Here is a 20,005-nt window from a genome sequence, read left to right on the forward strand (position 1 = left end):
ATGAAAAATATTTTAATCACCTTCAGTACGATCTTGTTTCTACAACCGGTTCTAGCCCATGAAGGCCACGAAACTCCGGGAGTTATTAAAGCCGTTCACGGGGGCACAGCTTTGCCTGGGAAAGAAATCAATCTTGAGTACATAGTTTCCGGAACAGAACTTAAAATCCATCCTGTTTCTCACGAGGGAAAGGACCTGAATGCCTCCCAAGTGAAAGTCTCAGCCACGGCGAAGGCCCCTAAAGGCAAAGCAGAAAATTTGAAGCTTGAAAACAAAGACGGCGCTTTCGTAACACACGTGGATTTTAAAAATGCTTATCGCCTTGAAGTGAACGTGATGACGGAAACTTCCGGTAAAAAAGACAGTTTTAAGTTTCAAGTTGAAAAATAAGGTATAGGAAAAGACATGAGAACAAGCTCTCTTTTGGTAGTTTTTTTACTAAGCGCGAATGCTTACGCACTTAAAGGATTAAGTCCCCTTGAACAGCAACTGGTTGAAAAAAATCAAGGCCTTCAATCTTTAGAAAAGGAAATCACGTCAAAAGAGAGACTGCACAAATCCTCTTATTCTTCTTACTATCCGACACTGGAAGCTGTTGGCGGTTGGGGCGAAGATCACCTCGACGATCCGAACGAAAGAGATCGCGGCTACTTTGGCTATCTCGATGGCCGTCTTAATATTTTTAAAGGCTTCCGCGATGTTTCGGTCACCGATAAAAAGGCTCTTGAAGTTCAAATCGCCAAAATCGACTATGAAAAGAAAAAACGTGAACTGCGTCAACAGCTGACCGAAGTCGTTGGGGAGATGATCTATTTACACCGTCTGCAAGAAATTCTTGTTAAAGAAGAGAATATCACCAAAGAACAAAAGAAAATGGCCGCAAAAAAAGTTTCTTCGGGTCTGACAAGTTCTGTCGACAATCTCGAATTCGATTTAAGAGAAGAAGAACTGCGTATCCAAAAACGCCAGATTGATCAGTTCCATCAAGAAGCACATCACAAACTTGTGCAGCTTTTTGGAGGCGATATTGATGATGCCGAACTTGAGAAAATTTCTTATGAAGACTTTACGGCTCTCGCAAATTTTCCTGCTCATGCGCCGGATGAAAACCTTGATGTGCAACGAGCCTATCTTTTAAGTCGTTTTAGTGAAAGTGAGAAAAACGAAATCAAATCAGAGTTTCTGCCGTCATTGGATTTCGTCTATAGCTTTGGCAGAATCACTCCTACTGAAGACGCTCCTTGGAATTTTAACGAGTCCCAGTACGCTTTAAAACTTAGCATTCCTCTTTTTTCAGGATTTGATACTTATCAAAAGAACAAGGCGGCGGGCGCTGACATTTTAGCGAAGAAAGCTCAAGCACAACAGGCTGTATTTGATTCGGTCGGCACCTCAAAAACTCTGAAAGAGAAAATGACGGAGCTGATGGACCTTTATAAAATCAATGAACGCAAGCTTGAAACTTCCAGAAAGTATTTTGATATGACCGTGAACGAGTACAAACGCGGCATTAAGAACTCGCCTGACTTGGTGGGCGCCACGGAAAGATGGTTTTCGTCACAAAAAAGAAAGTACGAGCTTTTAAAAGAATTAGAACTGACGAAAGTAAAACTGGAAAATCTTTATTAGGTCCCGCGAGACCAATTTCGCGTAAGAAGAATTCCCGACACAATCAACGCTCCGCCGGCACCATACAAAAAGGTCGCCACGGGGCCGTAGTGGTCCCACAAAAATCCCGCCGCGGCACTGGCAAACAAGGTTGCAATTCCAGTGAAGGTGCCAAGGTAACCTACCGCCGTAGCCTTTTTGTCCTTGTCCATCAAATCAATCGCGAAAGCTTTTCCGACACCTTCTGTTGCCGCCATAAATAGACCGTAAATACCAAACAAACCCCAGAAGTGCAGAGGCACTGAGGCAAAAGCAAATCCCACGTAAACCAAAGAAAAAACCACAAGACCAAATACCAAGACGCTTTTACGGCCGATTTTGTCAGAGAGTTTTCCCAATGAGGGACTCGCTAAGGCATACACAAGGTTATAAAAGCAATACATCAAAATAGTGTCTGTCAAAGAAATTCCAGAAAGTTTCGTTTTAAGAAGTAAAAATACATCACTGGAATTTGTCAGAGAAAATATCGTCCAGGAAAAAAGATAATATTTAAAACGTGACGGTAACGTAGAAAATCCGGCCCACTTTTCATGCTTTGACGGTGGGGGCAACTCGTGCCTTTTTTCTTTGATCGTCAAAGCAACAAAAACCGCAAGAAGTCCCGGAATAAACGCCAAATAATAAATCAGTCTTAAATTGCTGGAATACTGTAAATAAAGAATCGCCAACAGGGGACCTATGGCCGCGCCCAGAGTATCCATCATGCGATGCCAACCAAAGGCGGCTCCGCGCAGATTCTCTGGCACGGATTCAGCGAGCAAAGCATCGCGAGGCGCCGTTCTTAAACCTTTACCCACGCGGTCAAAAGAGCGCGCACCTAAAACATGAGTCCAACTTTGTGAAAGTCCCGTGAGAGGTTTTGCCAAGGCCGCTAAAAGATATCCCACCCACACGAAGACTTTTCTTTTGCGAATGCGATCAGACCAAAAGCCCGAATATGTTTTTAACAAACTCGCGGTTGCTTCAGCGGTACCTTCGATAATTCCCAGCGATGTGACGGAAGCTCCGAGCACCGTGGTTAAAAAAATAGGCGTGATAGGATAAAGCATTTCGCTTGAGACATCCGCAAGAAATGAAATGAACCCCAAACGTTTGACTGTCGGATTGAGAGCCGTTTCTTTTTTGTTTATTTCCTGCGACATAAAGGCATTGTTGTTGAGACTCGCGTTTTTTTCAATGATTATTGGAAAAACCTTCAGCAAGGAGATCATTTGCAAAAAATCTCAATTGTCAGACTGATTGTCGCTTGGGCCTCGGTTCTTTGTTTTTTCACCTTTGGCGCAAGTTGGCTGAATGAATTGGGCTCCCCTTTTATTCTAACAGGTTTCTTTGTATGGCTTTTCGCTGTCATTCTCTGGTCCGCATTCGGCGTCGTTCATGAAGCCGAAGAATTAGCCGCTCTATTAGGCGAACCGTTTGGCACCTTGATATTAACACTTTCCATCGTGATTATTGAGGTCGCCCTTGTCGCCGCTGTCATGTTAGGAGCCAAAGAAGCTCCGACTCTGGGTCGTGACACTATGTTTGCGGTTCTTATGATCGTTCTCAATGGTGTCGTCGGCTTGGGACTTCTCATTGGTGGATTTAAATACCGCGAGCAGTCTTACAACCTTCAAGGTTCGGCTTCTTATCTTGCGATTTTAATTCCGCTGACAGTCGTCGCATTGATTTTGCCGAACTTCACAACTTCTACATCCGGCGGCACCCTTACGCCGTTACAAGCCATCGCATTTTCTATTTTCACCGTTGTGCTGTACGGAATTTTTCTCATTACTCAAACAGGACGTCACAAAGCTTTTTATGTGCATCCCGACGCTCTTGAAGCGACGAAAGCCGATCACTCATCAGAAGACCCACAGACGATCAGCAAACACACGGTGTTCATGCACACCGTTTTGTTGCTATTAAATATTCTTCCTATCGTTTTTCTTTCAAAAAGTTTAGCTAAAATTTTGGATCACGGTATCGGTTACTTGGGATTGCCTCCGGCACTGGGCGGTGTTGTTGTCGCGGCGATGGTCTTCACTTCTGAAGGAATCAGTGCTTTAAAGGCTGTGGCTCGTAATGATTTACAACGCGCGATCAACTTATGCTTAGGGGCGGCTGCTTCCACTGTGGGCCTCACAGTTCCGGCTGTTTTGATCATCGGTCTTGTAACGGGACAGACCGTGGTGCTTGGACTTAAACCGACAGAGATGACCTTGCTTGCATTGACGTTACTTTTAAGCACGCTGACATTTTCAAATAAACGGACAACGTTGCTTGAGGGAGCCGTGCATCTAACGGTGTTCTTTGTCTATATCACTTTAGTTTTTAATCCTTAAGAATCCAAAAAAAAGTAAACCATCCCACCGCTAAAGAACAGATGAGTTGAAGCGAATAAAAGCCTCACTCTTCGTCGAAGCGGTGGGCTGCCCCACATTTCGACCAACATCATCTTAGCCAAGTAAGATGCAAAAATACCAATCGCCAAGAGATTGCCAAGGTCCCGCACGGACAGCTGTCCCAATTCGTGAAGCTGCACGTTGCCAATAACGGAGCCGTGCAATTCAAATAGACAAACCAGGAAGGTTAATAAAGTAATACCGGATTTCCCAAAAAATTTTTGCAAAAATTTTGAAAGAATCAAAAAAATGCCGACAAAGGCCGCCAGTTTGATCAAAGAAGCAACACCTAAAGAAGGAATGGGATCTTCCTTAAATACAACGTGCCGCAAACGATAAGTTCGCCAATAAATCAAACCTACGGTCCAAAGAGTCGGCACTAAAACAATCGCTAAGAACTCCCAATGCATTTGCGTAGTGCCAATAAAAACAAGCACTAGAGCCTCAACAACCATTCCCAAAAGCGAGCTTAAGTAAGACAAACTCAACAACCGCACTTCATCTTCACTGGCCTGATGACTCTGCTTGGAAAGTGATGCCGTAAAAGCCGTACTGGAGATAAAACCACTCACAACGCCTAAAGCGATACCGCCAATTTTCTCATTGAAAATCCGCATGATCACAACGCCCAGTATCTGAATCAAAGCTAAGAACAAAATCAACTGTAGAATTTTAAACGGATTTATCAACTCCAATGGATCTATCGGCTGCCGCGGAACCCACAATAGTGCAAGCCCAATCAAAAGACTTAATATAACGAAAGAACGAACTTTATTCATGCCCGTCCTTATCTTATTCTTCTGCTGGAGCTTTGGTTCCCTTTTTCTCACTGCGTTTAAACAAATCCACCCGCCGGTGGCATGCTTACCGGTGGACGTGTTTACTCACCGTGGCAGTGATTGCCTTTTTCTTTCAAACACTGCGTAAATAGAACATGTCATCGATCAATCCTCACTTCACTCTGAATTATTCTCAGCCCGAGGATTATCGCTTTTCTCATGACTCGGTCTTTTTAGCTCGTCGGGTTTTTGAGCTGATTCGCGATGAAGACATTTCCACTTGGCGAGGACTGGATCTCTGTTCCGGTTGCGGCGTGATTGGTTTGGATCTTCTTTTTCATTGCCACAAAGAAGCAAATAAAACTTTTGCGGCTTTTGATTTCTTAGAGGTGCAAGACATCTATGCTTCTCACTTTGCTACCAATGTCGAAAGGCTGGGAGCCATCGGAGCGGAGCTAAACTTCGTCAATCAAAACTATAATGTGCTTGCTTCTGCAGCGTGGGAAAATAAGTTTGATGTGATCGTCTGCAATCCCCCGTATTTTCACTTAGGCCAGGGCAAGCTCTCGCCCTCTGAGTTTAAAAACCGCTGTCGCTTTTTTATGGATTCCGATTTTGAAAGCCTGTTTAAAGGTCTGATAAATGCTCTGAAGCCCGGCGCTCATGCTTATGTGCTTTTGCGTGATCAAGTCGAACACGGCTGGAGCGCCACGCAAGAAGCACGGAAATGTATTGCTGCTTTAGGTACTTTAGAAAGTCTGGAAGACATTCGCGGAACCGGTGTTGTTAGAATCACCAAGTTTCCGCAAGAATTTTAAGACACTATTTCTTTTTCTTCTTTTCTTTTTCTTTAGCGGCCTCTCGGTCGGCCAAACGATTTTCCTGCTTTTGGTTCGCAAACATATTTAAAGCATCAATGCGAACGTCAGCAATTTCTTCGCAGGTCGCATTCATCGAAGAATCCTGACAGGCTTCATAAAGCTTTCTGCGCACGCTGTTCCAAGTTTGAAACCACTCCGTCGCATCTTTCATTTTTTCTTTAGAAATTTTCTCCAGGCCTGGCACCTTCGCCGCTAAAGGCATGAATTTTTCTAAATAAAAATCTTTTTGCGCAGGTTGCAGGTCATTGAATTCTTCGTAAGACGGCATCCAAAACGGAGGCTCTGACATATCAATCTCGGCCTTCGCTTTTGACGTAAATCCCATAGTTAAAAGTCCGATCATCACGATGAGTGTCACTAAAGACGCCTTCATTATTTCGCTCCTCCGAAGACAGAAGCCACCATCACTTTTGGAGAAGAGGAAGAACTTCTTAAAGCATCTTCAATCGCCAAGAGTTTCTGTTGATAGCTAAATGAACTTCTGCGCACAACCGTGAAACGTTTTGTGTTCGTGCAGGCATCTTTATCCAAAAATGGAAGCTCTGGATCACCCTTCGCACCGAACGTATTCTTTGGATCTTTCATATTCAAAGAACCCGTGAAGAAGTCAAAGCGACCTTTACCTTTGATCGCGCCACCAGTATCTTGCACGATAAAATACCCAGGATGGACGAATGTTTTTCCATTCGGCAGCGTCATCACCTTGCCTTTTAAAGCGGGCATATCAATGATGTCACCCATACTGTAAAATCTTGGGTCCGCTGCGACAGAGATATAAGGAATCAGACAGTTGCCGCTCGCACCAAACGCCGTTTCGCAAGAACCCAGATCTACTGTCTTACCTGTATAAGTTAAGAGCTTATTCCCAGGAAGAGTTCCTGAACCTTGCATTCTCACTTGTCTCTTAAACTTCGCGCAAGGAGTTGCGGAAGAACAGTAGTCCTTAATGTGCGGCACAAAATACACCGTAGATTGCGCCATACCTTCAGGACAGCTGTATCTGGCACTTCCCACTTCCGCCATCGCGATAAGTGAGCAGATAACCATTGGAACAATTTTAAAACTTTTATTGAGACAGTTTTGTTTTTCCATACAAATACACAAAGCAAAAAGAGGGCCTCTCGCAAAGTGCCCTAAAATGTCTGTCACCGTCAGTGATTTATACACTCACCGTCACAATAAACACTTTCTCAAAATGAAATGCCTCGCTGACGGAAACTCCAGCGAGGCATTTCGTCTCAGATCACAACACTAATGGGCCACGCGTCCTTTAAACCTGTTTTCAAATATCGCGTAAAGAGTTGGTAACACAATCAACGTCAAAAGCGTCGAAGACACAATCCCACCGATCACCACAGAAGCCAAAGGCCTTTGCACCTCAGCTCCAATCCCCGTTGAAAGCATCATTGGTAAAAAACCAAAGATAGCCACAAGGGCCGTCATCAAGACGGGACGAAGACGGATGAGTGTTCCTTCGATCACAAGCTCTTTGCCAGTTTTTCCTTCAAGCTTAAGCTGATTAAAATAGTTCACCAAAACAACGCCATTTAAAACCGCAATTCCAGAAAGAGCAATAAACCCGACACCTGCGGAAATACTAAATGGCAATCCATTGGCAATCAGCCCGATCACGCCTCCGACCAAAGCAAAAGGAATGCAGGAGAAAATCAGCATTGTCTGACCCAGACTTTTAAACGCAGCATAGATCATTAAAAGAACCAGAATCAAAGCCACGGGAGTCAGAACCAATAAACGGTTGCGCGCTTCTTGAAGATTTTTAAAGTTACCTCCCCATTGCAGATAATATCCTTGAGGAAGTTCAATGGCTTTTTCAACCGCTTCTTGCGCTTCGTTTACGAAACTTTCTGTATCGCGACCGCGCAGATTGATTAGCACCGCCGAACGACGGTTGGAATCTTCACGATTGATGGAACCAAATGTTTCTGCAAATTTGGAAGTCGCAAGATTCGACAAAACCGTTGTCGAGTTAGAACCTAATCCCACCGGCAAAGCCCGAATCGTCGCCAGATCCGAACGCTCTTCATCGCTGAGCCGAACAACAATCGGATATTTTCTTTCATTCTCATAAAGGTACCCTGCTTCTTGTCCTCCAAGAGCAATTGAAATAGTACTCAGAACCTCAGAGACGTCAGCACCATATTTTTGAATCGCTTCTTCTTTTGGTTCAACCCGCAAGACAGGACTGGTTCCCGCCAAGTCCACCTCAACGTCTCCAGCACCTGGAACTTGCGCTACCACTTCTTGAACTTTCTTTGCGAGATCCATATTGGTCTGTAAATCAGGGCCAAAAACTTTCACAGAGACATCAGCTCTTGTTCCTTCAAGCAACTCATTGAAACGCATTTGGATCGGCTGCGAAGCCAAATAATTTTGGCCTGGCAATTCTTTTTCTAAACGGGCGATCAAAGTTTTTACCAAAGACTCATAAGTGTGCTTTTTTCCTTCATAGGATTTCGGCCAATCAGAACGATCTTTCAACATGATGTAAGTATCAGAGATATTCACACCCATTGGATCCGTCGCAACTTCACTGGTTCCAATTCGCGAAAAAACGTTTTCGACCTCGGGAAACTCTTTAATAATTTTATCGGCCTTTAATTGAAACGCCATTGACTGATCCAGACTGATGTTCACTGGACGAATCATATGAAAGGCGTAAGAACCTTCACTGAGTTGCGGTAAAAACTCAGCTCCGCGTTTGGCAAAAAGCACGGCACCAATCAAAACTGAAATCACAGCCACGGACAGAGTCGCCGTCTTGTGCTTAAAGGTGATTTCAAGCAAAGGTTGATAAGCTTTTCTGATCCACCCCATAAAGCGCGGCTCTTTGTCCTTCGCATTTCCCGATAAAATCAAAGAGGCCAACGCTGGTGCGGTTGTAAAAGAAAGAACCAGGGCCGAGGCCACCGCAATTGCAAATGTTGCCGCCATCGGCGTAAACATTTTTCCTTCAACACCGACAAGAGCAAAGATGGGTAAGAACACCACAATGACAATCAACTCACCAAATCCCGCAGCGACACGCACTTCAACGGCCGCTTCATAAACGGCATTCTGAACCTCTTCTTTAGTTAATGCCCGTCCAAACTCTTTGCTTTTTTTGTGAACGAAGCGCACGCAGTTATCAATCAAGATCACCGTACCGTCGACGATGATACCAAAATCAAGAGCTCCCAAGCTCATGAGATTTCCGGAAAGACCCAAAGGCTTCATCACTAAAAAGGTCGCTAGCAATGACAGAGGAATTGTAATCGCAGTAATGACCGCGGCCCGAATATTTCCGATAAGCAGGAACAACACGACAATGACCAATGTCGCTCCCATCATAAGATTATGTTCAACCGTACCCAATGTCGCGTTGACCAAATCCGATCTGTTATAGACCGTTGTCATCTCGATATCTTCAGGTAAAGTCTTTCTAATTTCTTCGATCTTGCTTTGAACGCGTGTAGAAACCGTCCGGCTGTTTTCTCCTAAGAGCATCATCACAGTTCCCAGCACAGTCTCTTGACCATTGAGGGTCGCCGCTCCTGTACGCAGCTCTTTTCCTAACCGCACTTTAGCAATATCGCCGACTTTCACGATACGAAATGAATCCAGTTGTTTGACTGGAACCTTTTCAATATCTGCCGCCGATTTAAACAGTCCAATTCCCTGCACCAAAAACTGTTCCGCTGTCTGCGCGATGTATCCGCCACCGACGTTTTTATTGACCTTCTCTAAAGCCTCTACGATTTCTTCGAAATGAATCCCATAAGAAGCCATTTTTTTGACATCAGGCTGAACGTGGAATTGTTTTTCAAATCCTCCGGTGGTGTTGATTTCGGCTACTCCCTCCACCGTTAAAAGACGTGGTTTAATGAACCAATCCTGAAGAGCTTTAATCTCCATCAACTGTTTCAAACGTTCTTCCGAATTTTGCGCAGGTTTTTTAAAATCCAAAGTGTATTGGTAGATTTCACCGAGCCCTGTTGAAACAGGTCCTAGCTTTGCTTCCGCACCTTTTGGAAGTTCCGGCAAAACACCTTGCAGGCGTTCCGTTACCATTTGTCTTGCGCGATAAATATCAACGGCATCTTTAAAAACCACCGTGACCTGCGAAAGACCAAAACGAGTGATGGAGCGTACTTCTGTTACACCAGCGATTCCGCGCATGGAAGACTCTACAGGAAAAGTAATCGTGCGTTCGATCTCCTCCGGAGCCAGGCCTTCAATGGTGGTGTTGATTTGCACTTGGTTGTTAGTGATATCAGGAACCGCATCAATGGGCAGATGTTGAAAAGAATAAACACCCGCGAGCGCCAGCATTCCCGTGAAAAGCAAAACCAAGGCACGATTATAAACTGAAAAATGAATTATTTTGTTAATCATAAATATTCCTAGTGGCTATGTCCTTCAGGAGCCCCGCCGGATGCCACGATTTCGGCCGTTCTTAAAAAGCCCACACCTTGCACGACAAGTTCATCGCCCGTCTGCAAGTCCTTCGATTTGATTTTTATTTGAGAGCCGTTTTTAGAAATCAGGTCAAAATCAATACGCTTGTAAAAGCCATCACGCAATCGATACACATTCACTTCTTCACCCGAATATAAAACGGCGTTCGCTGGGACTTCCCAAGGGTTTGATCCTTTTAACGCCACTGTTTTAAGATCAAAGTTTTTAATAGCCTCCGAAGAAAGTTTAAATCCATCATGTTCGTCAAAAGAAATGATTCCTTTATCAGGCCCCACGCTGGCATTTTCTTCGTGATCGTGACCTTCACTGGCAACGACTGCCCATCCATAAATAGCCATGCAAATTACAACTAAGATTTTTTTCATAAATTCAGCTCCACCGCTTCGCCATGAAGGATGCGTAAATCCAGATAGGCTTCGGCAGCCTTTGTTTCTCTTTCGCTACGGGTCTTTTCAAAATCCACCAAGGAACGATGCACTTCAATCACCAAGGAACTGGGCACCACTCCACGAGCAAAAAGACTTTCCATACGCTGGTGATTTTTATCGAGCACTTTTCCTGTCGGTGTTTCCTCTAAAGCTTTCACCGAGCGCTGATAGATTTTTAGAAGTCGATCCTTTTCAGCCTGCAGTTCCTGAAGAGCTAAGTTCTTGCGAGTCTCTGCTGATTGCAAAAGAGCATGGGCTGTCGCCTTGTTGCCACCATTCAGGCTTAAAACCGGCAGAGGCATACTTAAATTCACACCATAGTGTTCCGTATTTTTTCCGTCTTCTTTTGTAAACTTCGCTGACGGGCCAACGCTCATTGTGGGCCAGGCATCCCCGCGCGCTTTCGTCACCTCACCTTGAGCAATTCGAATCTCCGAATCATAAAGAGCTAAAAGCGGCGACGATTTCAGATCAGCATTGTGATCCTCTAGAACCGGCCACTTCGCGCTTGTCGTTGGAAGAATTTTTTTAATCACCTCAATGCTTAATCCGGTGTTGATTTTGAAATACGATTCTAAGCCTGCCAGCTCTTCATCATATTCCATCTTCTTAAATCCATAATCTCCTTTAGCGACTCTAAAAACCATCAAAGTCACTTCTTGCTCTGGAGATCGTAGTAGTCGAGCTTCATACTGCTTCACTAGTTTCGTAAATGTTTCCAGTGATTCTTCCATTAAACCTTGTTCGGAATAAAACTGACGAAGACGCAAAAGTTTTAAAAGCGTTTGCTTACGCACTTGAGCTTTAGCCAAGAATAACTCTTGTTCTACCCGGCCTGCCTCGCCCTCTGCCACTTCCTTACGACCTTTGCGTTTCCCGCCAAGCTCAATCGGAAATGCCAAAGAGACATCCGTTTCATCTTTTACGCTTTCGACACTAAGTTCAGGATTCAAGAGTTGCGTCGCAGCCCCGGTAGCGGCTCTTTTCGCATTCACCATGGATTCTGCACGCAAAACTTCAGGAGAACGCGATTCCGCGCACGCGATAATTTGTTGATAAGTCGTTATGTTGCCACAGGCCTCTGTTTCTGCCCACGCCATGGACGAAACAAAAAGAGCCAGTGGAACTAATCTTAAATAAGACATAGGTCACACCTTTTAAATTTTTATTTAATTAAAGAGATTCGCGGAACACTAAGCCGCGTGTTTGGGAGGCTGAAACGGACCGTCGATCGAGCGGTCTAAAAGGTTTTTATTTTTTTGAGTATAAAGGGAATCTAAAATTAAAGGTGACGCTAAATCCGTTTCTTCTGATGACAATAAAATTGCACAGTGCCCTAAGTGACAATGCCCCGTCGCGCAAGGATCCACGTCTTGGTGTTCGCAATTTGTCGTCGAATCATGCAACTCAGTTTGTAATGAAACTTCAACCGAAGTTTTTTCTTGATGAAGATGAAAGGAAAGCGCATTTCCGACCAGAACTGAAGCCAGGGATACAATAAGCGTTAGAAAAATAAAGGATCGAAACACTCTATTCACATCAGAAATATATGCTAAATAAGCTTCCCATTACAAGTTCTTTACCGAGAAATAACAAGATCTCTCAGTCTGAGATTTATTGTCACAAAAGTTCCTCGTCTTTCCTAATGCAATTGCAAGGAACTTGCTCCTTCAATGCAAGTGAACTGCGCCTATGTAAAACTCCATAGTTTTGGGTTTTATTTTGTCTGGTCTTTATTCCTGTATAAAACTTCCTCCACTAATACGGAGGAAAAATGAAATATCTATTATCAACAGCCCTAATACTATTCACCTGCACCCAAGCTTTTGCTGCGGAGATCACGCCAGGCAATCTGGTAGGACGCTATAAAGTGGAAGCGAAAGCGGGATTCCAACGCGTTTATTTAAACTTTCGCGTTGTAAATACCAAAGAATTTGAACTGCAAAGAACTTATCCTGACGGCCATGGCGATGAAGTCTGCAACGGCACCTACTCGCTCAGCCCAAGCCTTTTCTGGGAAGATATCATTCTTGCTAGCGGCAAAACCTTCCAAGGTGTCTTTAGCTGCCCAAGTAATCGCTCTCGCAGCATCAACTTCAATATCGATTTTGAAAATAAAACGACGGATGATCTTTCTCAAGGTACGAGCGTGACCGTGACGAGCTCTTTAGCTCCAGGTCGCCGTATCAACGCCTACGTGAAGAAACAATAGAAAATAAAAAAGCCCTTCAGATTCTGAAGGGCTTTTTCGCTAACTTAGCGGGCTCCACTAATCTACCGCTTCAATTCTTAATTTATCAATGCCCACCTGAACACCGACACCTTTAAGCAGTTGCAATGAAATGTTAAACGCCAACTGTGGCAATCCGACTTTCACCGCCGTGAAGGCTCCCACACCGCCGATAATAGCCGCTTCACCTTGAGCTACTTTGTACTTACCAAGAATCACGCTAGGTGACGAATTAAATAAACTGATTTCTGAAGACACACCGGCAAGTTTGAAGTAACCAGCTCCCACTGTGGGACCCAACCAGTGATGGCCAATGGTGATCTTAACGTTTTGACTGTAATGTTTATTCAAAAGGCCTTTGCACGTCAAAGTTCCGTAAGCCACGGTTGAAAAATGGCCTACGATAACCTTAAGCCCCTTCGAAGTTCCCTTAAAGGCAAGTCCGCACGCCCAAGCGCGGCCATTGATAGAGACATCTCCTTGAACTTGAGAATCTGCGGACTCCGCATGGGCAAAGACCCCCGCCAAACTTAACGCTAAAATCACAGCTAACTTTTTCATCGCTTTCTCCTTGTTGTGAGTTGTTCTTGCCCTCTATGAAGAGCCAACCCACTCAGAGAAGCAAGCCAACGGATGAAAGACATAGCAAAGCCGTTCCGGCTGCGTTCCTTTTCCGATGAGAGTTGGTAAGAACTCCCAGCGCTTTTGCCGCCTCACAATGAATAAGTCTTGTATTGACTGTCATTTTGTGAGAGCAATTTTAAATGGCGCAATCAACAATTCGTAATCAAATCCATCTTCTTATCAACGGTGTCGAACACACCATTGGCGGCGACGAAGCTTTTCTGCCTTTGGCGCAATATCTTCGCTATCACGCTCTTCTTCCGGGAACAAAAGTCGTCTGTGCTGAAGGTGACTGCGGAGCTTGCACGTCTCTTGTGGCGCGTTGGAATGAGGAGTCTTGGTCAGCCTTTCAAACTTTGAATTCCTGCATCGCTCCCGTTTATCTTTTCGACCTGGCTTCGATTGTCACGGTGGAAGGCCTCGCCATGGAGGAAGAGCTAACTGAAGTACAAAGTAAGATGCGTGAATTTCACGGCGGCCAGTGCGGTTACTGCACGCCGGGAATGGTCTGCGCTCTTTCAGGACTCGCAGAAAATTGCGTCCAGAAAAAAACTCCGATCACCGAGAAAAAAGCGCGCAATCATCTGACAGGAAATCTTTGCCGCTGCACGGGCTATGAGCCGATTCTTAATTCAGCCCTGCACATGGATTTAAAAAAATGGCAGCCGCTAAGTGAGAGATACAACACAAGCGCCTCTAAAAGTTCATTTCAAAAAATCGCAGACGATGTGATCGAAATTCAAGGGACTCAAAAGAAAGTCTCCGCTCCAAAAAATTTAAATGAGGCTTTGCGTATTAAGGAGCAAACTCCGCAAGTGCGTTTGGTTTCAGGTGCCACAGACTTAGGAGTCCTTCACAACAAAGGAAAATCTTTTTTAGATCAAGTCTTGGTCATCAACCGCATTCCTGAAATGGGAAAGCTTGAAACAACGGACAAAGGCCTTTGGGTGGGCGCAAAAATTTCTTTGACGGAGTTTGAAAACTTCGCCGAAGAATATCATCCTGAACTCACTCGCTTGATGCGCGTCTTTGCTTCCCCACAAATCAAAAACCAGGGAACATTGATCGGCAACGTGCTTAACGGTTCTCCCATTGGTGACAGCATTCCGGGTCTTTTGGCTTTGAATGCAGAAGTTCATCTGCAATCCACCAAGGGTCACAGAGTTGTTCCTCTGACGGCGTTCTATAAGGGATATAAGTCTTTTGATCTTTTGCCGGAAGAAATAGCCATTGGAATTTTGATTCCTCACCTGGCAAAAACTTGGCGTACGAAGTTTTATAAAGTTTCCCTTCGTAAAGACCTTGATATTTCGGCAGTGACTTTTGCGGCAGCTTTAAAAATTGAAAACAACAGCATTCAAGAAGCGCGCATTGCTTTAGGTGGCGTAGGTCCCACAGTGGTGCGCTTGCCCCAGATTGAAAAAACCTTGCAAGGGGCTCAGTTCACCGAACAAGTTTTCAAAAACGCGGGGATAGAAGCCCGTCAACATATCAAACCGATTTCCGATCTGCGTGCGACGGAAGACTATCGTCTGCAAGTCGCCGAAAATCTTTTCCATAAATGTTTTGTTGAACTTCAGGAAGAGGCCACTGCATGTCCATAGGTCAAAATATTCCCCATGATTCGTCTCGCGGTCACGTGACTGGCGGCAGTGTTTTTATTGACGATCGCGCTTTGACACAAAAAGAAGTTTTCGTTTTACCTATCGGCGTTCCCGCCGCAGCCGGAACTTTAAAGAAAGTCGATACGGAAGCCGCCATCAAAGCTCCCGGAATTTTAGCGGCCTTCACAGCCAAAGATTTGCATCACAATATGTGGGGAACCATTGTTCCCGAGCAGCCCATCCTGGTAGATCAAAAAATCGGTTACTATGACGAGCCCGCTGTGATTTTGGTCGGCACATCCATGGATGCTTTGCTGCGCGCTAAACCTTTTGTGAAATTTGAAATTGAAAAAGCGCCTGCGATTTTGACTATTGATGAGGCCATCGAAAAGCAGCAGTTTATTTACAAAGCCAATGCTTTCGTATGCGGTAATGTTGATGACGCTCTTAAAAAATCTCCGCATCGCCTTCAAGGATTTTTCGAGTGTGGCGGCCAAGAACACTTCTACATGGAGTCGCAAGCCTGTATTGCCTACCCGCTTGAAGACGGCCAGGTGGAAATTCACTCAAGCTCTCAACATCCCAGTGAAACTCAACACGTGGTTGCAGAAGCTTTGGGCCTGCAACTGCACGAAGTTGTTTGCATCGTCAAACGCATGGGCGGAGGTTTCGGCGGTAAAGAAAGTCAGGCGGCCCCGTTTGCCGCCATGGCGGCTTTGGTTGCGCAAAAAATGCAACGCCCTGCTCGCCTTTGCCTTTCAAAAGACGACGACATGGTGATGACAGGAAAACGCCATCCGTTTAAAAATTTCTATGAAATCGGTTTCGATAACGAAGGTCACATCTTGGGCCTCAAAGCCCAGCTCTATGCTGATGGCGGTGCCTATGCCGATCTTTCAAGTTCTATTCTAGATCGAGCGATGTTTCATATTGATGGGGCTTACTATCTTCCCAATGCTCACATTGAAGGCTTTGTCGTTCGCACAAATATGCACTCGAACACCGCTTTCCGCGGCTTCGGTGGTCCTCAGGGCACCATGACCATTGAAAGTCTTATTGAAGACATCGCAAAGCATTTAAACATAGATGCGCTGACAGTGCGCGAGCGCAACTGCTATGGCCAAGAAAAAAACAATGTCACTCACTACGGCCAAAAATTAGATCACAATCCTTTGCCAGAACTTTTCACTCGTCTGAAAAATGACAGCGATTATTTTAAACGTCGTGAAGAGATTGAAAAATTCAATTCGCTTAATAACGGCAAGGTTCGCGGTCTTTCGATGACGGCGACAAAGTTTGGTATCGCCTTCACAGCTCGTTTCTTAAATCAAGGAAACTCTTTGGTGAATGTGCATAAAGATGGAACTGTACAAGTTTCAACGGGAGCAACGGAGATGGGCCAAGGTGTGAACACCAAGATTCAACAAATCGTGGCTCACGCTTTTGGCATTCCCGCTCCCGATGTCAAAGTGATGGCGACCTCCACAGAGAAGAATCACAACACTTCGCCCACAGCAGCGTCGAGTGGTTCTGATATCAACGGTTCAGCGGCTTTGAAAGCCAGTCTTGAAATTAAGAAACGTTTAGCTTGGTTGTTTCAAAATATTATTGCTGGCACACCAATGAACGATATCGCCGAGTGTCCACCTGTTGATGAAAAACTTCTTCGCCTTGAAGATTTTGATTTCAATCATGGGCAGGTCAAACACTTACCATCAGGCCAAACACTGCCGTGGGCAGATCTTGTAAAGAAGGCGTATCTAAATCGTATGTCCTTAGGAGAATACGCTCACTTTAAAACGGAAGGTCTTGGTTTCGATAAAGCCCGCAGTATGGGAACACCTTTTAGTTATTTCACAAACGGTGTGGCATTAAGCGAAGTGCAACTTGATACGTGGACCGGAGAATACAAAGTTTTAAGAACGGATATTCTCATGGATCTGGGACGTCCATTAAATCCTGGTATTGATCGCGGTCAGGTCACCGGCGCCTTCGTACAAGGCATGGGTTGGGTAACATCCGAAAAACTTTTCTATAACAAAGACGGAAGACTTTTGAGTCACTCTCCAACGACTTACAAAATCCCCAACATTCAAGACACCCCTCGCGTTTTCAATATCGAATTTATTGAGAATCACGAAAACCGTCAGAATGTCCACCGCTCGAAAGCCGTCGGTGAACCACCGTTCTTATTGGGAATCAGCGTATGGACGGCCTTGAAAGATGCTTTGAAATACAAGACGTCAAAAATTCCAAATATTAAATCTCCTGCAACACCCGAAGAACTTTTAATGGAGCTAGCTCGCTATGAGTAAAGGAAATTTCGAAGATTTTCTAGGCGCAATGTCCGCCCTTCAAAAAAAAGGCAAAACTTTTGTTGTTGTCACTTTGGTAAAACAAATCGGCTCTTCCCCGCAAGAGGTTGGAGCCCGCGCGATCATCAGCGCTAACGGCCTTGAATACGGAACCGTCGGAGGTGGCAAGGTTGAAAACCGCGCCATCCAAGAAGCCAAAAAAATGATCACAGAAAAAACGCGTTACTTATTTACCGATTGGAACTTACAAAAAGACATCGGTATGACTTGCGGTGGCGTGGTGAGTTTCTTTTTTGAACTCTTTGAACAAGAGCACCCCTTTCATGTTGCAGTGTTTGGCGCAGGCCACATTGCTCAAGAATTCGTTCGTCTGCTTTTGAAACTCGACTGCAAGGTCTCCTGTTTTGATCCGCGCCGTGAATGGCTGGATAAGCTTCCGACATCTTCTAAACTCACGACTCTTTGTACAGAAGATATGGCGAGCGAAGTGACAAAACTTCCTGAAAGATCTTTTGTCACACTGATGACGATGGGACACGGTACGGATTTACCCGTTTTAATTGAAACGATGAAACACCGTGATCGTTTCAGTTATGTTGGAAACGTCGGAAGCCATCAAAAGTATTTACGCCTGCGCAACGATCTAAAACAAGCCGGCATTCCTGAAGACGTGATTGAAAAGTTTTATTGCCCGATGGGTGAAGACTTTGGTGGCAACTCTCCAGTTGAAATCGCATTCAGCATCATTGCGCAAATTTTAAGAACAAAAGATCAGATCTTTGGTAGAAGCAACGAAGCTTCAACATAAGGGAACATCCATGGCCACTTCTTTGGCAAAAAAGAAAACTCAAAAAATTTCCTCTCAAGAATTGCCAGAACGTCTGGCTCAAGCTCGTGGTGATGCAGAACTTGATATGCTTATCACCAATGTCCAAATGCTGGATGTGATCACCGGAGAAACCTATCCCACGGCCATTGCCATTGGCGGAGAATACATCGTCGGCGTGGGTCTTGAATATCTTGGCAGTCCTACGAAACGCACCTACGACGGCCAAGGTCTTTTCGTGACACCGGGTTTTATTGACGGACACTTGCACATTGAATCTTCAATGATGTCGCCGTTTGAATTTGAAAAAGCGACTTTACCTTTAGGCACTACCACAGCCGTCTGCGATCCGCACGAAATCACAAATGTTCTGGGAGCAAAAGGTTTTGAGTGGTTTTTAAGAAGCTCAGAACTCATGCACCAAAATCTTTTTGTGCAAATGTCCTCTTGTGTGCCCGCTCTTCCCGGTTTTGAAACAACAGGAAGTGATTTTCCTTTAGAGGAAATGAAAAAGCACAAGGACCATCCTTCCGTTTTGGGCTTAGCTGAAATGATGAATTTCCCAGGCGTAATTCACGCGAACAAAGAAGTGCTCGCGAAAATTGAAGCCTTTGACGATCTGAACCTCGACGGCCATGCGCCTCTGTTAAGAGGTAAAGCTTTGAATGCCTACCTTCTGGCTGGAATTCAAAACTGTCACGAAACCGTGACGATCGAAGAAGGGCGAGAAAAACTGCAAAAAGGAATGGGCCTGATCATTCGTGAAGGCAGTGTCGCAAAAAATTTAAAAACGCTTGCGCCTTTAGTAAACGATTTTTCATCTGCGCAATGTCTTCTTTGCACGGATGATCGCAATCCTTTTGAAATCGCGCATGAAGGTCACATTAATTTTTTAATCCGCGAACTCATTAATAAGCACACTGTTCCAGTGCATGTGGCTTATCGCCTCGCGACTTATTCAGCAGCCAAACACTTTGGCTTAAAGCGTTTAGGTCTGATCGCTCCAGGTAAGAAGGCAGATTTGGTTTTACTTTCAGATTTAAAACAAGTCCGCATTCAAGAAGTGATGATCCGTGGAAAATTCGTTTCAGAACTTTCTTTGAAAGATCATGTTCAAGAAAAATTAAAAAAATCTCTCCCACCCTTAGAAAACACAATGAAGCGCGCGCCTTTAACTGCCGCAGATCTTCAATACAAACTCACTGCGGGGGGCTACAATGTGATTGAGATCGTGCCTCACGAAATCATCACAAAACACTTAACTGTTCGTTATGACGGTCAAAAGTTCTTAGAAAATGATGTTCTTTATATGGCGAACATCGAGCGCTACGGCAAAGGTTTGCCACCGGGCTTAGGATTGGTGAAGGGCCTTGGTTTAAAAAGCGGTGCTCTAGCAAGTTCTGTGGCTCATGATTCACACAATCTTATGGTGATTGGCACCAACGCCGAAGACATGGCTCTTGCGGCAAACAGCCTCATTGATTGTGGCGGCGGCTTCGTTGTTGTCGATCAAGGAAAAGTGCAAGCGCTTGTGAAACTGCCTATCGCAGGACTTTTGAGTCTGCAAAGTGCTGAGGAAATTAAAACCGGTATTGAAGATTTGAAGCAAGCCTTCCGCAAGCTAGGGGTCGTACTGGATGAACCTTTTATTCAGATGGCCTTCTTAGCTCTTCCGGTGATTCCGACATTGAAACTGACGGACCGAGGTCTTGTCGACGTGACAAAGTTTGAATTCATTCCTCTTTATCAAGAGGCTTAACAAGCCTCTTGCTGTTTTCTGTCACATATTT

At 44.7% G+C, this 20,005-nt stretch carries 17 protein-coding genes; 9 read left to right on the forward strand and 8 right to left on the reverse strand.

Features of this window, described 5'->3' with window-relative positions; genetic code table 11:
• A complete protein-coding gene (locus AAAA78_RS13470) occupies nucleotides 1-390 on the forward strand; it encodes a hypothetical protein (protein WP_340592569.1) in 390 nt (129 codons plus the stop codon).
• A 15-nt stretch (nucleotides 391-405) separates the two neighbouring features.
• Complete coding sequence (locus AAAA78_RS13475) at nucleotides 406-1,629, forward strand: TolC family protein (protein WP_340592570.1); 1,224 nt, start codon at nucleotides 406-408, stop codon at nucleotides 1,627-1,629.
• Here AAAA78_RS13475 and AAAA78_RS13480 read toward each other — a convergent pair.
• Nucleotides 1,626-2,810, reverse strand: a complete 1,185-nt coding sequence (locus tag AAAA78_RS13480) for an MFS transporter (RefSeq protein WP_340592571.1) — start codon at nucleotides 2,808-2,810, stop codon at nucleotides 1,626-1,628. The two genes, AAAA78_RS13475 and AAAA78_RS13480, sit on opposite strands and share 4 nt — an antisense overlap.
• A gap of 69 nt (nucleotides 2,811-2,879) precedes the next feature.
• On the opposite strand from AAAA78_RS13480, the gene AAAA78_RS13485 reads away from it, so the two are divergent.
• Nucleotides 2,880-3,992, forward strand: a complete 1,113-nt coding sequence (locus tag AAAA78_RS13485; RefSeq protein ID WP_340592572.1) for a calcium:proton antiporter — start codon at nucleotides 2,880-2,882, stop codon at nucleotides 3,990-3,992.
• Here the strand turns inward: AAAA78_RS13485 and AAAA78_RS13490 are convergent.
• Nucleotides 3,989-4,831: a DUF4010 domain-containing protein gene (locus tag AAAA78_RS13490; RefSeq protein ID WP_340592573.1), complete on the reverse strand. Its 843-nt coding sequence runs from the start codon at nucleotides 4,829-4,831 to the stop codon at nucleotides 3,989-3,991. The two genes, AAAA78_RS13485 and AAAA78_RS13490, sit on opposite strands and share 4 nt — an antisense overlap.
• Before the next feature lie 155 nt (nucleotides 4,832-4,986).
• Between AAAA78_RS13490 and AAAA78_RS13495 the strand changes: the two genes are divergently transcribed.
• On the forward strand, nucleotides 4,987-5,649 hold the full coding sequence (locus tag AAAA78_RS13495; RefSeq protein WP_340592574.1) for a methyltransferase: 663 nt from the start codon (nucleotides 4,987-4,989) through the stop codon (nucleotides 5,647-5,649).
• A 4-nt stretch (nucleotides 5,650-5,653) separates the two neighbouring features.
• Here the strand turns inward: AAAA78_RS13495 and AAAA78_RS13500 are convergent, their stop codons facing one another.
• From AAAA78_RS13500 to AAAA78_RS13520, 5 genes are all read right to left on the reverse strand, one after another.
• Nucleotides 5,654-6,085 (reverse strand): hypothetical protein, encoded by a 432-nt coding sequence (locus tag AAAA78_RS13500; RefSeq protein WP_340592575.1) that lies wholly within the window; start codon nucleotides 6,083-6,085, stop codon nucleotides 5,654-5,656.
• Nucleotides 6,085-6,804 (reverse strand): 3D domain-containing protein, encoded by a 720-nt coding sequence (locus AAAA78_RS13505; RefSeq protein WP_340592576.1) that lies wholly within the window; start codon nucleotides 6,802-6,804, stop codon nucleotides 6,085-6,087. The genes AAAA78_RS13500 and AAAA78_RS13505 overlap by 1 nt, the downstream gene beginning before the upstream one ends.
• Before the next feature lie 159 nt (nucleotides 6,805-6,963).
• Nucleotides 6,964-10,104, reverse strand: coding sequence for an efflux RND transporter permease subunit (locus tag AAAA78_RS13510; protein ID WP_340592577.1), 3,141 nt, complete (start codon nucleotides 10,102-10,104; stop codon nucleotides 6,964-6,966).
• A gap of 8 nt (nucleotides 10,105-10,112) precedes the next feature.
• Nucleotides 10,113-10,553: a hypothetical protein gene (locus tag AAAA78_RS13515; protein WP_340592578.1), complete on the reverse strand. Its 441-nt coding sequence runs from the start codon at nucleotides 10,551-10,553 to the stop codon at nucleotides 10,113-10,115.
• A complete protein-coding gene (locus AAAA78_RS13520; protein ID WP_340592579.1) occupies nucleotides 10,550-11,761 on the reverse strand; it encodes a TolC family protein in 1,212 nt (403 codons plus the stop codon). Before AAAA78_RS13520 ends, AAAA78_RS13515 begins: the two co-directional genes overlap by 4 nt.
• Before the next feature lie 629 nt (nucleotides 11,762-12,390).
• Between AAAA78_RS13520 and AAAA78_RS13525 the strand changes: the two genes are divergently transcribed.
• Nucleotides 12,391-12,828, forward strand: a complete 438-nt coding sequence (locus tag AAAA78_RS13525; protein ID WP_295903305.1) for a hypothetical protein — start codon at nucleotides 12,391-12,393, stop codon at nucleotides 12,826-12,828.
• Between the two features lie 57 nt (nucleotides 12,829-12,885).
• Here AAAA78_RS13525 and AAAA78_RS13530 read toward each other — a convergent pair whose 3' ends face one another.
• Nucleotides 12,886-13,407, reverse strand: a complete 522-nt coding sequence (locus AAAA78_RS13530) for a hypothetical protein (RefSeq protein WP_340592580.1) — start codon at nucleotides 13,405-13,407, stop codon at nucleotides 12,886-12,888.
• A gap of 203 nt (nucleotides 13,408-13,610) precedes the next feature.
• Here AAAA78_RS13530 and AAAA78_RS13535 point away from each other — a divergent pair, with 203 nt between their 5' ends.
• From AAAA78_RS13535 to adeD, 4 genes are read left to right on the forward strand one after another with little or no spacing between them, the layout of a single operon-like run.
• The gene (locus AAAA78_RS13535) at nucleotides 13,611-15,074 is read left to right on the forward strand and encodes a xanthine dehydrogenase small subunit (protein ID WP_340592581.1); all 1,464 of its coding nucleotides are present in this window, start codon (nucleotides 13,611-13,613) and stop codon (nucleotides 15,072-15,074) included.
• Nucleotides 15,065-17,389 (forward strand): xanthine dehydrogenase molybdopterin binding subunit, encoded by a 2,325-nt coding sequence (xdhB, locus tag AAAA78_RS13540; protein WP_340592582.1) that lies wholly within the window; start codon nucleotides 15,065-15,067, stop codon nucleotides 17,387-17,389. Before AAAA78_RS13535 ends, xdhB begins: the two co-directional genes overlap by 10 nt.
• On the forward strand, nucleotides 17,382-18,197 hold the full coding sequence (locus tag AAAA78_RS13545) for an XdhC family protein (protein ID WP_340592583.1): 816 nt from the start codon (nucleotides 17,382-17,384) through the stop codon (nucleotides 18,195-18,197). Before xdhB ends, AAAA78_RS13545 begins: the two co-directional genes overlap by 8 nt.
• Before the next feature lie 10 nt (nucleotides 18,198-18,207).
• Nucleotides 18,208-19,974 (forward strand): adenine deaminase, encoded by a 1,767-nt coding sequence (adeD, locus tag AAAA78_RS13550; protein ID WP_340592584.1) that lies wholly within the window; start codon nucleotides 18,208-18,210, stop codon nucleotides 19,972-19,974.
• The last annotated feature ends 31 nt before the right edge of the window (nucleotides 19,975-20,005 follow it).

This window comes from Bdellovibrio sp. BCCA (assembly GCF_037996825.1).
Taxonomy (GTDB): Bacteria; Bdellovibrionota; Bdellovibrionia; order Bdellovibrionales; family Bdellovibrionaceae; genus Bdellovibrio.